A 13795-nucleotide genomic window follows, 5' to 3' on the forward strand; every position below is an offset into this window, starting at 1 on the left:
TCTGAATACCAGCAAGCACTAAATACATATACTAGCATCATTTATTACATTAGACAACTTCCAACTTTTTTTGTTAAACTGCTACCTGTTGATTATACTCCGCTGAGGTGAACAATTTTGAGAACATCACGAACTGCAGCAACGACTTTGATCAGTGCTTTGCTGATCGCTTTTGGCTTTAACCAGCTTCTGATTCCGCACAAAATGATCAGCGGCGGCGTATCCGGCATTACGATGATTGCCGGGTATGCGACCGGCCTAAACATTGGCTGGCTTTATTTTATTCTAAATGTGCCTATTTTAATCTGGGGATGGCGGGTACTGGGCTTGCGTTTTGTCGGCTGGAGCGCGTTCTCGGTTGCGGCTACGACGCTCTTCATGCAGCTTGTTCCGGTCAACCCCATGGTTGAGGATTTAACGCTTGGCGCGGTCTTCGGGGGCGTCGTCATCGGTTTCGGAAGCGGACTGGCTCTTCGTGTAGGCTCCTCCTCCGGCGGCTTCGATATAATAGCGGCCATTATTACGCGCAAACGCGACTTATCGGTCGGCATGCTGATCTTCGTCTTGAACGGGACCGTTATCGCCGCACTGGGAATGCTGACCAAAGACTGGGATATCGCGTTATTCTCCTTGCTGTCGATCTTTACGACAGGTAAAATCATCGACCTCATTCATATTAGTCATGTGAAGATAACCGTCTTTATCGTCACTACGAAGACCGAAGAAATGCGCACCGCCATGATTCCGCTGATCCGGGGCGTAACCGTCATTAAGACGCGCGGCGCCTACACGAATGCAGAGAATGACATGCTGATGACGGTGACAACTCGCTTCGAATTGAACCAGCTGCGCAAAATTATTGAAAGCACGGACCCGCGCGCATTCGTAAATATTGTAGAAACCGTCGGCGTAATGGGCGAATTCCGCAAGCCTTCCCTTTAATTCGCAAAACGGGCATCGGCTAATATGGAAATTGTTTGCTGAACACTAGGTTTTTGAATTCGCTGCTGTTATAATATAGCTATCCCGTTGAATTTGTTTCGTGCCATACGTTTTACCCTCCATTACGATGAAAGGGTGATGCTTCATGGATATGGAAACGGTCAGACTATTACAGATTGTGGAAAAGCTAGCACCGGAATTAGTGCCTTTCCTCACGGAGCGGGAATTGAATTTGAATATCGTGCTGCGGGATGGACTGGCATTGCTGGAACCTGAGGACGCGATGGAGATTGTGCAGCAAAGCATTTGCGAGCATCAAAGAGAAGTGCTTTTGCAATAGAGAACTACCCGGACGAGAAACGAGCAATCGGTTCTCGTTCTTTTTTTGCTTCAATAAAGCGGCTGCCTCCCCCTCCTCTTTAATTTCTAACAAATTCCTACAAAATACCTCTGTGCCTTCATCCGAAACTGAATTATAATTTTACTGACTTGGCAGACGGGGAGAGAACTGAAATGGATGTTATTGTTTCTACTTTGTTATTGTTGTTTCATGTCTTAACCGGATCCGATGCGCAAGCAGGTGCGCAATCCGCCTCTACCCACCAACTGCTCGCTACTATGTTAGCCGCTCCGAATTCGCAGCAGCCGAATGGTCCCGGGGGTACGACACAGCCAGGAACGAATTCGGGCACGGGTACCGCAGCTCCCGGAGGCACAGGCACGGGTTCGAATGCGGGAACCGAATTCGTCAAACATGATCCGCAGCCGGATGCGCCCGAAGTGAAAGGCATCTATGTAACGGCTCACAGTGCCGGCGGCGCTCGAATGGAATCATTGCTGAAGCTGCTCGATACTACGCCATTGAACAGCATGGTCATCGATTTGAAGGATGATAACGGCTACATTACCTATCCCACTACCAATCCAGAGCTGTTAAAGCTCGGCAAACCAAAGAAATTCATCGGCAATATCAGTCAAACGATGGAACGTCTGAAGAAACATGAGGTATACCCAATCGGACGGATCGTAGTATTTAAGGATACGGTGCTTGCCAGAAGTCATCCCGAGTTGTCCTTCGTGCGTAAGGACGGATCGATCTGGCAGAACGGCAAGGGCGACAGCTTCGTCAACCCCTATAAGAAAGAAGTATGGGATTACAACATTGCGATTGCAAAAGAAGCCGTGAAGCTCGGCTTTAAAGAAATTCAGTTCGACTATGTCCGCTTCCCGGAAGGCTTCGAGAAGAAAGCCGACTCCCTGAAATTCGAGAAAAATAAAGATACGCGAGTAGACACGATCGCGGCATTCGTGAAATATGCGAAGTCCCAGCTAGAGCCGCTCGGCGTGCGCGTATCGGTGGATATATTCGGCTACGCCGCTTCCGTGCCGGCCGCCGAAGGAATCGGGCAAGATTTTGTGAAAATATCGAAATATGTGGATGTCATCGCACCGATGATTTATCCAAGTCATTACAGCACAGGCTGGTTCAAAGTGAAGGATCCGGATAAGGACCCTTACGCGACCATCAAAGGTGCCATGGTAGACACGCACAAGAAACTGGATCCGATCGGATCTTATAAACCGATCATCCGACCTTGGATTCAAGACTTCACCGCAAGCTGGCTTGGCAAAGGGCATTATATTAAATACGGCAAAGCCGAAGTGGACGCGCAGATTAAAGCATTGCAGGATTCCGGCATTCATGAATATTTACTATGGAACGCGAACAATCGTTATACGGCGGACGCCAATTTCTAAATGGTACGCAAAACGCTCTGCTGGCCGTGCTCGGAATGAATTCCGACAGGGCTGCAGAGCGTTTTGCGTTTATAGCTTACGAAGCTAATTTACTTGCGCAGCTTCGCTGCCAATTGCAAGAAATACGGTACGGTACGGTGAACGCGGGTTACGACATCTATGGATGACGGGGTACCGTCGGCTTCGAATTGACGTGCCGCGCCACCGATGGAGATCCACTCCGGGCAGTTGATGCCGTGCATGTTCCGCACCATGGCTTGCAATTGGGTAAGCGAGCTTACCCCTACCGCACCGCCGGCAGAACAGATAGAAAGAACGGCTTTGCTGTCAAAATGGTCGCCGCCAAGGAAATCAAGGGCATTCTTCAACACGCCGGAGATGCTTCCGTGATATTCAGGCGTGCTGAGCACGACTGCATCGCTGTGAAATACCGATTCACGCAATGCTGCGAGGTTAGGATTCGTATCCTCGTGCGTGCCGTAGAACGGCAGCGGCTGCTTATACAGGTCGAATACGGTAACCTCATGGCCTTCCGACTCCATAAACTTCCCGATATATCTGGACAATTTGGTACTGGTCGATTCCGGGCGATTGCTTCCCGCGATAATCGTAATGCGCATAAATATTCCCCTTCCAATTTCTACTTTACATACATAATAGTATGTTTTGTATCATTGGTCAATAAAGGAATTTATGATTGGGGAATCAGGTAACCTGAACCGACTTCGGTCCGTTTCTTCTCCACGATGGCAACCGACTTCAGGACAGGCATTTTGATATAATGACGCGCAACATGGCTCTCTACGAACGAGAACGCTTTCTCATCCGTCTCCGCGAGCAGAATCAGATGCGCCGAAGTATCTTCCATTTCGATTTCGATCTTGTACAAGAACATCCTTCCAACCTCCTAATTAATAGAAAAGCCTTATACGGGCAGTCAATCGGGACCATACCATACTCCCCGGCAGACGCGCATATAAGGCTTTAAGTTCATTTATTGAGATAAACGAAGAGCCAGGTTGTAGAGATCCATGTTGAACGGTTTCTTCGTGTTTACTACTTTATCAATGTCTGTCACAACGAGCTCGCCGCGGATAATGCCGCAGCCTTTGCCGGAATCGCCTTCCATCAACTTCCGAACAGCGAAGTCGCCCAGTTGGCTGGCAAGGATCCGGTCATTGTGCGTCGGCGTTCCGCCGCGCTGAATGTGACCCAGAACGGTAACACGAGGCTCCATTCCGCAACGCTCCGTAATGCCTTTTCCGATATCTTCACCGCTTGCAGCGCCCTCAGCAACAACGATGATACTGTGGCGTTTGCCGGAGCTGAAGTTTTCTTTCATGCGGTTTGCAACTTGATCCAAATCAAACGGAACTTCCGGTACGATAATGGTTTCCGCACCGCTCGCCAAACCGGCATACAGCGCAATATCGCCGCAATGACGGCCCATAACCTCTACGACCGAAGAACGCTCGTGCGAAGTCATCGTATCGCGCAGCTTGTTGATCGCATCCACCACGATGCTAACCGAAGTATCAAATCCGATGGTGTAATCGGTGAACGGAATATCGTTGTCGATCGTTCCCGGCAATCCCATTGTTTTGATGCCCAGCTTGCAGAGCTTGTTGGCGCCTTGGTAGGAACCGTCTCCGCCGATGACGACAAGACCGTCGATGCCGCGCTCGCGGAGTACTTCTGCACCTTTCTGTTGGCCTTCCGGCGTCAGAAACTCTTTACAGCGAGCAGTTTGAAGAATGGTACCTCCGCGCTGAATGATATCCCCTACGCTGCGAAGATCCATTTGACGAAGATCATTATTAAGCAGGCCTTGATAGCCGCGTTGTACACCATACACTTCAAGTCCATGATATAAAGCACTGCGGACAACGGCGCGAACCGCTGCGTTCATCCCTTGAGAATCTCCACCACTTGTAAGAACGGCAATTGATTTTACTGCTGACATTGCAAATCCACTCCTCTTTCATCTTTATCTGTGATTTCATGATCCTACCTTTATTTAAATTGACGCAATCGAATAACAACGCTGTTTCCCCAGAAGAACAGCCGCGTGAGCGGGCTCTTCCGCATTAGGCGCTTCGAAACGAGCTGCACATCCTTCTGACCCCGGACTTTGGGATCGGACAGGTATAGGGCGAGCAGGCCTTCGATTACCATGCGGTGAAACTTCGGAGCAGGCAGCCCGCTCACATCCCGGCGCGCACCTTCGACGATGTCTCCGATTCGCGTCACCAATTCACTTTGATTGGAATAGTAATTGCAGAAATTCAAGTCTCCGCCTACCCGATCTTCTTCTTGGTCGATCAAATAATCCAACATAATATGAAGACCGCAAACATTCGGGAAATAGCCGTTACGCACTTGAAGCGCTTCTTCGCTGCCGCAGCCTTCATCCGAAGCGGCAAGAAACAGCATAAACATACCCAGTGTGGAGCCTGTTGCCGCCCCAAACTCGTTCCACTTAAAATTCGGCGCAAGGTGACGATGCTGCTCCCACCATGCAAGCAAAGCCGGCTCGCGTTTCTCTTTGACGATATGTTTGTGTACCTGCAAGTCACCATAAAGTCCGACAAGCTCCGTCACATAAGGCTGCACGGCCGAATACGATGGCAGTTTCCTTATACAGGCTTGACATGTGCGCACCAGCTCATGCAAATACCCCCCGTCGTCGCGTTCTGCCCGCAGTGCGTAATAATCACGCAGCGGCGCGTTCGGGTCTACGGCATCGAGCATCGATTGATGAAGCAATCGAAAATCATCCGCATCGAGCGAAGTGCTTCGGTCGCATAAGTTGTCCAAATAATCACTGATCGTCTGCAAAGCAACGATGAGCGGAACGAGCACATCCCTGAACTGCAAATTGGCGGCGGCGTAAATGCCTCCTCCTTCACAGTGAAACTGCTTACTCGTCATACTGGCTATCGCTTGCGTACGCAGCTCATCGTCGGGAATGTGCTCGGCAATGACACGCAGTCTTGCAAGTTCGGCCCTAACTTCCGGCAGTACATATTTGTATACCCGGTACATTAATCGAATAGGCGTTTGCGGCATTTGGCGGGCTAAAGCTGTTAGTTGCATCGGGATGCGCCCTCCTTCTTCCACTCCGCTTGTTAGGAATGGCGCTTATTTTCAATTTCTTGATTCATGCGGTACCAAATATGTAAATCATTAATCCGGCTTGCCAGCTCGGCAATATCGGAGTTAATGGTACATGAACGCTCAAAGTTCTCTTCTTCAAACAGTTGAATTTGCTTCACGTTAATTACCGCTTCCAATGCGATTACGCGGTCGGGAATCGTCCCGCGAATAATCTCCCATTCTGTCACAATGAACGTGCGATCCCTTTCATTGTACATGTCCCAATCCTGATGGAGGGACGGAAGCGGGATTCCAAGCCGGTCATTCCAACTAAAAAATTGGTTCACGTCTCAAAACCTCCAACAAATAATGTACCATTTCATAGAGTACAAATCCAGCGCGAAAACTTGTTCGCCATATGCTATACTGAGGTACATATCGCTTGCAAGGAGAACGAACTATGGGGAAACAGCCAGGCTCTGTGTCGATGAGACAGCTATGGCGTTTTTTTTTGCCGCTGGGACTTTCAGCCTCTCTCGTAACTATCTCACACGTCATAATCAATAGTACACTGGCACATGCAGCCAATCAGAAAGTCGTCATCGCGAGTTATGCCATTGCCATGAGTCTGCTTATTATAACGGAAAGGCCGGCCGTGTTGCTGCGCCAGACATGCTCGGCACTGGTGCGCGACAAGCAGTCTTTCCGCGCTATGCTGCGAGTCGGCCAAGTTGTGTTCGCAGCCATATTGGTACTCGGTATGGTCATCTGCTATTCACCGCTCGGCACTTGGATATTCGGAGGACTATTCGGCGCAGATGACGACCTCGTTCCGCATATTTTGGATGTCTATCAAATTCTCATGTTCGTCAGTATTTTCTCAGGCATCCGCTGTTTGTATCACGGCGTCATTATTTATCATTTACGCACCAAATGGTTGACGATCGGCATGGCGCTGCGGCTTGTCGGAATGTACGGCATTGCTGTGTATTTTATGAACAAAGGGGTAACAAGCGGAACGGTCGGCGCTGTTATTTTCCTAGCCGGGATGATGATCGAAGCATTGGTTAGTTATCTTGAAGGCTCCTCGCTGGTCAAGCAGATGCCGGAGAAAGTAGAACAGCATGCCATTCAGAACTTCAGGCAAGTATTCTCGTTCTATCGTCCATTGCTGCTGTCCACGCTGATCGCGGTTTGGATCGGGCCTTCCATCAATATACTGCTCGGCAAAACAAGCGATGCGGCGTTGTCCATTGCTTCCTTTGCGCTGGCAGCGAGTCTGGTACAGCTCACCTTAAGCTTCTTTACCTATTTCCATCAAATCGTACTGAATTTCTATAAAATCGATGCTAAAGCTGTCCGTAAATTCACGCTGCTGCTTGGCTTCATCCCAACGCTGCTCGTCGCTCTTCTGGCCTTCACGCCGGCAGGCGATTTCATCGTCGGCCATGTCATGGGCGTTGAAGGGAAACTGAAATCGGAAACCATCCGAGCCATGCAGCCATTCGTCCTGCTCGCCTTGGCGCTGCCGTGGCTGGATGTAGGCAACGGACTCATTATGGTGCGCGGCCAGACGCGCATCATCTTGGGCTCACAATCCGTGAATCTATTGTTCACGGTAGCAACCTCGGTTCTATGCATTATGCTGACACCGGGCTGGAATGGCGCAATCGGCGCATGGGCACAATCGATTGGGGTAGCCGCAGAATGTCTGTTCATCGCGATCGCGATCAGGCGAGTCGTCGGACATGCGGACAAAACAATGTCTAGGCAGGCAGCAGATTTGGAGTGAAATTATTGTGGGCTCTACACGATCAAACCTAAACAGCGCTTCCGCCGATAACGTGCAAGCCGCTTCCACAGCTGGGTCGAAGACGCGAGAAGTGTTCATGCTGCGATTCTTTATGTACGTTATTTATACTACGCAAGCACTTGTCGTCTCTTATTTCCCGTTGTACTTCATGGACCGCGGTTATACGGCGGGTCAGATTGGCATCATTTATTCAACCGGGCCGTTCATTTCGATTTTCGCGAACATCATCTTCGGAACAGCAAGCGACCGCTATCGTACCATTAAGAAAATAATGACGCTTCTCATGTTTGGACAACTGGCCATGGTCTCCCTGCTCTTTACGACGGATGCCTTCGTTATTGTCTGCTTCATTATGCTGGCTTTCTATTTCTTTCAGACGCCTGTCAATCCGCTTAGCGACAGCCTGATTCTGTTATCCAGTCAATTTACATCCAAGCCCTATGCGCTCATTCGAGTATTCGGATCACTGGGCTTTGCATTCTCGGCGTTTCTGGTCGGCCAGCTCATCAAAGTAACCGGTACTTCAGCGACTATCCCGCTGGCCGTCGGCTCGATCAGTCTTGCCTTGCTGCTTTCTTTTACACTTAAGGACTATCAAGGTACGAAGCGAAAAATCCGATTCGGCGGTTTCCTGAAGCTCATTCGCAAGCCAAGCATCCTCAGCTACTTCGCCATCGTTCTGGTTGTTTCCATCGCGCATCGGATGTATGAAGGCTTTCTGGCCGTCACGATGCGGGAAATGGGTGCGGACAACTCGCTTGTCGGCATTGCGTGGATGATCTCCGCCATCAGTGAAATCCCGATCCTGTACCTGCTCGGCAAGTACGGACATAAATTCAAGGAGCTTCCCCTGCTGGCTATCGCCAGCCTGATGTATGCCCTGCGCTTCTGGCTCATCAGCGAAATAACAGACCCGATCTGGATTATTCCGATCCAGGCCATGCACAGCATTACGTTCGGGATCTACATGGTTACGGCGCTGCGTTACTTGTCTTCCATCATTCCGGATGAGTTTCGCTCCTCCGGGCAGGCCGTTTACGCAATCGTCTGGAGCGGCTTTGCCGGCGCAATAAGCGGGACTGCCGGCGGCGCAGTCTTCCAGCAGTTCGGCAGAACAGCCTTCTTCCAACTGGCCATGACACTTGCCTTAGTCGCAGCTGTTGCTTTCCTTGCAAAACATTACATCGATCGCGATGCCTAGTCTGACATGCTCCTATCCACATAAAAAGCCCCCTCGCCATTTGGTCAAGGGGGCTTTTATCAAGATCTATTCTTCGTCCGACAGTTCGAAATTGACGTAAACGTCTTGGACATCCTCATTATCCTCGAAAGCATCCATCATCTTCTGCAGCTTCTCTGCATTTTCGCCTTCTGCGGAAACCGTGTTTTGCGGCAGCCATTGAACGCTCGCCGTTTCAAACTTATGCCCAAGCTTCTCAAGCTCCGTCTTCACGGCTTCGAACTCATGCGGATGCGTAATGACTTCAAAGCTTTCCTCATTGACGATAACATCCTCTGCTCCGCCTTCCAGCGCCTGCATCATCATCGTATCCTCATCGGTATCCAGCTCTTCACGGCTGATGACGAGCAGTCCCTTCTGATCGAACATATAGGAAACGCAGCCGCTCTCGCCCATATTCCCGCCGCGTTTATTGAAGATCGAACGAACATCCGCAGCCGTGCGGTTCCGGTTATCCGTCAAGCAGCGAACCATGATCGCGGTACCGCCAGGGCCGTAGCCTTCATACATGATTTCTTCATATTCCACATTATCATTGGCGCCTGCAGCCTTCTTGATCGCACGTTCAATGCTGTCTGTCGGCATTTGTTCGGCACGAGCCGCCGCAATCGTATTCTTCAAGGCAAAGTTCGACTCCGGATTCGGTCCGCCTTTACGCGCATGAACGTATAGCTCTCTTGCGAGCTTAACGAATTTATTATTTTTAGCCTGATCGGCCTTCCCTTTACGGTCTTTAAACAATTTGAATTTCATAAGCTCTAATTCGCTCCTTAGCAGAGGTAAAATAATTTCCATTCATCAGTTTATCATCTTGTCCATGTTGAGGTCAAAGGCCTCCAAACAAATAAAAAAAACCCGACATCGTCATGTCGGGCTTATCTATGGCGTTTACTTATGAGAAGCTTCCCGGTGGAAGCTGCATAGCTTACAGTTTGGTAACGTTTGCCGCCTGCGGCCCGCGATTGCCTTGTGTAATATCGAACTCTACGGATTGACCTTCATCCAGCGACTTGAAGCCTTCGCCTTGAATTGCGGAATAATGAACGAACACGTCCTCGCCATTCTCTACTTGAATGAAGCCATAGCCTTTTTCTGCGTTAAACCATTTAACTGTTCCTTTCAAATGAACAACCTCCTAAAAATGAGCGCGACCGTAAAACCGGGCGACTTGCTTTATTATACACTCGATGCCCATTATTGTGCAATTAAATGTTGACAAAAAGGACGAGTTGTGATAATAGAATCTTGGACTACTTGACCAGTTTCTTCGCAATCGTCGCTCTGATTTCATTCAGAAGGGCCACGGAAGCATCAATTTCAACTTTTCTCGTCGAAACGCTCTCTACGCTGCACCCGAGCGGAATCCCCTTCTCCAATCCGAAATCGAAAATTTCTTCGAACATGCGATGCGAAAGCGTAACGGATTTATCTAAAATATCATTGGAATGCTTCAAGTCATTTTCCAGCCATTTCGGAATGCTGATGCCAAGCCATTTCATAAATTCCAATGTCTTCGGCGAACCGCAAGGCGCAACATTGATCAAGATCGGTACCATGTCGATTTCCTGATCTCTGCAGGAATAGTAGTAGTCCGATAAGAAATTTTTGGTCGCTTCTATATTGTACGTAGCCTGCGAGATGAAGAATTGGCAGCCGCTGTTCATTTTCTGTATCACGCGAAGATGCTCATCGTTCTTCATCGTATGTCTTTCCGGTATGACAACACCGCCGAAGGTCAGGTTCGGATCCATGCGTTGACTTAGCTCATACGCCTCCGGGAGCCGCATGCTCGTCGCCTGCTTGCTTGAGGAAGCTCCAACATAGACGGAGAATCGGTCTTGATCCGATTCTGCCTGCAGCCATTCCGAGAACTGATTCGCTGAATAGTTGCCGACACAGCGGTAAATGATCTTGGGAACCGCTAATTGATTCAGATACTCATTGCTGTACGTCGTGGGATCGACTGTCCGCAGATACGGAAACGGCCGGTCTTGCTCGATGCGATCGCTCTCCTCCTGCACATCGTACAAGATTAAACCGTCTATTTGTAAACCTTCCAGTCGCTCCACTTGCTTCTGAGCGATTTCGGCGATTTTCTCGGCAGTATTCGACTCCTTAGGCGGTGTCATGCCATATGTAGTGATGCCCGGTTCTCTTCTGAGTATTTTCTCTCTTAGCAAGCTATCCACTTCTCCACTTCCTTCGATTAATTAATTCACTGGCTGTTATTCGACCTCATAAGTAATTCGCGAACCAAATCCGGTTATCCTTTTCTCCCCCGAAAGCCGCTTTAGTTGACGGCATAAGACCATGAAATATTTGATTTCTACCCTATTTTATGGCTATCATTGTATGAAGCATCAAGCTATTTACAGAGAGGGATGGTCCTTATGTTTAAAAAGGTTCAAATTTATAAAACAGATAAATACAATATGCTCAACGTTGAAGTACAAGGCAAAACACTGATTGTACGCGAGATCAACGATCAATGGGGCGAAGAATGCCATACATTCGTCAGCCGCCCGGAAATGCTGCACTGGGCTGAGAACCGCTTCCGCCCATCTGAATTTGCAGGCCGCGAAGAAGAACTCGCAGCTATCATGGAAGCCTTCAGATCGGTCTAAATTCGAGGCTTGCGCGCAGGAGGAAAATTCATCCTGTTTATCGAACATAACCATGTACCAACCTGCATAGGTTGTGCGGAGGGGAGCTACATATAAGTGGATAAGACATCTACGATTATATTCATCATTGCCGCTTTTTCACTTGGGGTCGTCATCATCATGCAGCGGAATAATATTCCGCCCAGCTTGCGCAGAGGACTTGCCATCGCAGCGATCGTATTTATTGCATTTGCCTTTTTCCTGATCGTGTACAGTTTGACAATAATGGGGACATAAGGAACCGCCTGCCGGGTCAAACTAGAGTCACCACCTTTCAGGGAGCGTGACTTCTAGCGTGAAATGGCTGCCGATCCTATTATCGCTCTCACTGCTGCAATCAAGTCAAGCTACCGGCTTGCAGCGTGAAGTACCCCATTCTGCTGATTCCGCCACATCTACCAACCATCATGCGAGGAGGGTTCCCATGAACCAAGTACCAAAACGCTCCGAAACCGCAGCTGAGCACCGCTGGCAGCTGGAGGATATTTTCGCGGATCAATCCGCATGGGACAAGGAATATGCGCAAGCGAAAGAGCAGATGAAGAAAGTAGAAGCTTATCAAGGCAAATTAGCAGACCCTGCACAGCTCAAAGCTTGCTTCGAGCTTGAGGACGAGCTTTCGCTCAAAGTAGAGCGACTCTATGTGTACGCGAACATGAAACATCACGAGGATACGGCTGAGCCGGGTTTCCAAGCCCTCTCCGACAAATCCAAGAAGCTGAGCGTCGAAACCGGCGAAGCGCTCTCCTTCATCACGCCTGAGGTGCTCAGTCTCTCCGACGAAGCGCTCCAAAGCATGATCAATAACGCGGATCTTGCTAAGTATCGCCACACCTTGGAAGAAATGAGCCGCCAGAAGGCGCATGTACTCTCCAAATCCGAAGAAGCGCTGCTTGCGCAGGTCGGTAACATCAGCCAAGCTCCGGGCACCATCTTCAGCATGCTGAACAACGCCGACTTGAAATTCCCGAAAGTGAAAGACGAGAACGGCGAAGAAGTTGAATTGTCCCATGGCCGTTACATACAGTTTCTGGAGAGCAAGAACCGTGAAGTGCGCGAAGGTGCTTTCAAAGCGATGTACGACACGTACGGCAAACTTAAGAACACACTTGCTTCCACGCTCAGCTCGAATGTAACGAAGAACTTGTTCTACTCCCGTGCTCGCAAATATCCTTCTACACTCGAAATGTCGCTCTATGGAGACAACATTCCGAAAGAAGTGTACGGTAACCTGATCAGCACCATTCATAAGTATCTTCCGCTCATGCATCGCTACATGGAGCTTCGCAAGAAGCTGCTGAAAGTTGATGAGCTCCATATGTACGACTTATTCGCACCGCTTGTAGATGAGTTCAAGATGGACATCACCTTCGAGGATGCGAAGAAAACCGTCAGCGAGAGCTTAAAGCCGCTGGGCAGCGATTATTTGACCGTGCTGCAGGATGGATTCGATAAAGGCTGGATCGACGTATACGAGAACGAAGGCAAACGCAGCGGCGCATATAGCTGGGGCGCTTACGGCACGCACCCTTACGTGCTGCTCAACCACAAGGACAACCTGAACAGCATGTTCACCTTGACGCACGAAATGGGCCATGCGCTTCACTCCTACTATTCCGACAACAATCAGGATTACCGTGACGCGCAATACACGATCTTCTTGGCCGAAGTGGCCTCGACGCTCAATGAAGCGCTGCTCATGGATTATATGCTGAAGAAGTCGACCGATCCGAAAGAAAAAATGTACCTGCTGACCTACTATGCCGACCAATTCCGCACAACGGTATTCCGTCAGACGATGTTCGCGGAATTCGAGAAGATCATTCACGAACGCGCTGAGGAAGGCGATTCCTTGACGCCGCAGGAATTCAGTAAAATCTACTACGACCTGAACAAGCTGTACTATGGCGAAGGCATGGTCATCGATAAAGACATCGAGATGGAATGGGCACGTATCCCGCATTTCTACACCAGCTTCTATGTGTACAAATATGCGACGGGCTTCTCCGCGGCTACCAGCTTCTCCAAGCAGATCCTGGAGGAAGGCGCCCCTGCGGTGGAGCGTTACCTCGGCTTCCTGAAGAGCGGCGGCAGCGACTATTCGATTAATATCTTGAAGAAAGCCGGCGTCGATATGTCGACCCCGGAACCGATCGAGCAAGCGATGAGCGTGTTCGAACAATTGATCGAGCAAATGGAGCAGCTGACTTCTTAAGCTGCTTCCACTTCCTAAGAACGAGAAAGAGCAGCCCAACCGGGCTGCTCTTTCTCGTTGCGCGGTTA

Annotated in this window: 16 protein-coding genes; 8 read left to right on the forward strand and 8 right to left on the reverse strand. The window is 49.5% G+C overall.

Translation table 11 applies throughout. The features are described from left to right. The first annotated feature begins 114 nt into the window (after window positions 1–114). The 3 genes from BM412_RS16510 (at window position 115) to BM412_RS16520 (ending at window position 2700) form a co-directional block, all read left to right on the forward strand. Window positions 115–942: a YitT family protein gene (locus BM412_RS16510; protein ID WP_371264841.1), complete on the forward strand. Its 828-nt coding sequence runs from the start codon at window positions 115–117 to the stop codon at window positions 940–942. Window positions 943–1087: 145 nt separating this feature from the next. Further along, entirely contained in the window at window positions 1088–1282 is a 195-nt protein-coding gene (locus tag BM412_RS16515) for a hypothetical protein (RefSeq protein WP_091220662.1), read from the forward strand. 173 nt (window positions 1283–1455) lie between these two features. Then, complete coding sequence (locus BM412_RS16520) at window positions 1456–2700, forward strand: putative glycoside hydrolase (protein WP_091220664.1); 1245 nt, start codon at window positions 1456–1458, stop codon at window positions 2698–2700. Between the two features lie 89 nt (window positions 2701–2789). On the opposite strand, the gene BM412_RS16525 is transcribed toward BM412_RS16520, so the two are convergent. From BM412_RS16525 to BM412_RS16545, 5 genes are all read right to left on the reverse strand, one after another. Next, entirely contained in the window at window positions 2790–3320 is a 531-nt protein-coding gene (locus BM412_RS16525; RefSeq protein ID WP_091220665.1) for an NADPH-dependent FMN reductase, read from the reverse strand. A 71-nt stretch (window positions 3321–3391) separates the two neighbouring features. Beyond that, window positions 3392–3595: a DUF3906 family protein gene (locus tag BM412_RS16530; protein ID WP_091220668.1), complete on the reverse strand. Its 204-nt coding sequence runs from the start codon at window positions 3593–3595 to the stop codon at window positions 3392–3394. 99 nt (window positions 3596–3694) lie between these two features. Next, window positions 3695–4663, reverse strand: a complete 969-nt coding sequence (gene pfkA / locus BM412_RS16535) for a 6-phosphofructokinase (protein ID WP_091220670.1) — start codon at window positions 4661–4663, stop codon at window positions 3695–3697. 50 nt (window positions 4664–4713) lie between these two features. Then, window positions 4714–5796 (reverse strand): tetraprenyl-beta-curcumene synthase family protein, encoded by a 1083-nt coding sequence (locus tag BM412_RS16540; protein WP_091220672.1) that lies wholly within the window; start codon window positions 5794–5796, stop codon window positions 4714–4716. Window positions 5797–5828: 32 nt separating this feature from the next. Continuing rightward, the gene (locus tag BM412_RS16545; RefSeq protein ID WP_091220675.1) at window positions 5829–6143 is read right to left on the reverse strand and encodes a hypothetical protein; all 315 of its coding nucleotides are present in this window, start codon (window positions 6141–6143) and stop codon (window positions 5829–5831) included. Between the two features lie 113 nt (window positions 6144–6256). Between BM412_RS16545 and BM412_RS16550 the strand changes: the two genes are divergently transcribed. Continuing rightward, window positions 6257–7588 carry a multi antimicrobial extrusion protein MatE gene (locus BM412_RS16550; protein ID WP_091220678.1) on the forward strand — a complete coding sequence of 444 codons (1332 nt, stop codon included), beginning with the start codon at window positions 6257–6259 and terminating at the stop codon, window positions 7586–7588. Beyond that, entirely contained in the window at window positions 7545–8810 is a 1266-nt protein-coding gene (locus BM412_RS16555) for an MFS transporter (RefSeq protein ID WP_256256388.1), read from the forward strand. The genes BM412_RS16550 and BM412_RS16555 overlap by 44 nt, the downstream gene beginning before the upstream one ends. 66 nt (window positions 8811–8876) lie before the next feature. Here BM412_RS16555 and BM412_RS16560 read toward each other — a convergent pair whose 3' ends face one another. The 3 genes from BM412_RS16560 to BM412_RS16570 form a co-directional block, all read right to left on the reverse strand. Next, window positions 8877–9602: a YebC/PmpR family DNA-binding transcriptional regulator gene (locus BM412_RS16560; protein ID WP_240548505.1), complete on the reverse strand. Its 726-nt coding sequence runs from the start codon at window positions 9600–9602 to the stop codon at window positions 8877–8879. A 172-nt stretch (window positions 9603–9774) separates the two neighbouring features. After that, window positions 9775–9972, reverse strand: coding sequence for a cold shock domain-containing protein (locus BM412_RS16565; RefSeq protein WP_090981718.1), 198 nt, complete (start codon window positions 9970–9972; stop codon window positions 9775–9777). Window positions 9973–10099: 127 nt separating this feature from the next. After that, window positions 10100–11038 carry a methylenetetrahydrofolate reductase gene (locus tag BM412_RS16570; protein WP_256256389.1) on the reverse strand — a complete coding sequence of 313 codons (939 nt, stop codon included), beginning with the start codon at window positions 11036–11038 and terminating at the stop codon, window positions 10100–10102. Window positions 11039–11239: 201 nt separating this feature from the next. On the opposite strand from BM412_RS16570, the gene BM412_RS16575 reads away from it, so the two are divergent. From BM412_RS16575 to pepF, 3 genes are all read left to right on the forward strand, one after another. Further along, complete coding sequence (locus BM412_RS16575) at window positions 11240–11473, forward strand: hypothetical protein (RefSeq protein WP_091220683.1); 234 nt, start codon at window positions 11240–11242, stop codon at window positions 11471–11473. Between the two features lie 96 nt (window positions 11474–11569). Then, window positions 11570–11749 (forward strand): hypothetical protein, encoded by a 180-nt coding sequence (locus tag BM412_RS16580; RefSeq protein ID WP_091220685.1) that lies wholly within the window; start codon window positions 11570–11572, stop codon window positions 11747–11749. A gap of 187 nt (window positions 11750–11936) precedes the next feature. Then, window positions 11937–13727: an oligoendopeptidase F gene (pepF, locus tag BM412_RS16585; protein WP_091220687.1), complete on the forward strand. Its 1791-nt coding sequence runs from the start codon at window positions 11937–11939 to the stop codon at window positions 13725–13727. Window positions 13728–13795: the final 68 nt, after the last annotated feature.

Source organism: Paenibacillus sp. BC26, assembly GCF_900116125.1.
GTDB classification, from domain to species: Bacteria; Bacillota; Bacilli; order Paenibacillales; family Paenibacillaceae; genus Paenibacillus_Z; species Paenibacillus_Z lignilyticus.

Bases quoted from the DNA above. Each gene is read 5' to 3' on its own strand.
- BM412_RS16515 (WP_091220662.1), top strand. From the start codon at position 1,088: ATGGATATGGAAACGGTCAGACTATTACAGATTGTGGAAAAGCTAGCA.
- BM412_RS16520 (WP_091220664.1), top strand. From the start codon at position 1,456: ATGGATGTTATTGTTTCTACTTTGTTATTGTTGTTTCATGTCTTAACC.
- BM412_RS16525 (WP_091220665.1), bottom strand. From the start codon at position 3,320: ATGCGCATTACGATTATCGCGGGAAGCAATCGCCCGGAATCGACCAGT.
- BM412_RS16530 (WP_091220668.1), bottom strand. From the start codon at position 3,595: ATGTTCTTGTACAAGATCGAAATCGAAATGGAAGATACTTCGGCGCAT.
- pfkA (WP_091220670.1), bottom strand. From the start codon at position 4,663: ATGTCAGCAGTAAAATCAATTGCCGTTCTTACAAGTGGTGGAGATTCT.
- BM412_RS16540 (WP_091220672.1), bottom strand. From the start codon at position 5,796: ATGCAACTAACAGCTTTAGCCCGCCAAATGCCGCAAACGCCTATTCGA.
- BM412_RS16550 (WP_091220678.1), top strand. From the start codon at position 6,257: ATGGGGAAACAGCCAGGCTCTGTGTCGATGAGACAGCTATGGCGTTTT.
- BM412_RS16555 (WP_256256388.1), top strand. From the start codon at position 7,545: ATGCGGACAAAACAATGTCTAGGCAGGCAGCAGATTTGGAGTGAAATT.
- BM412_RS16560 (WP_240548505.1), bottom strand. From the start codon at position 9,602: ATGAAATTCAAATTGTTTAAAGACCGTAAAGGGAAGGCCGATCAGGCT.
- BM412_RS16575 (WP_091220683.1), top strand. From the start codon at position 11,240: ATGTTTAAAAAGGTTCAAATTTATAAAACAGATAAATACAATATGCTC.
- pepF (WP_091220687.1), top strand. From the start codon at position 11,937: ATGAACCAAGTACCAAAACGCTCCGAAACCGCAGCTGAGCACCGCTGG.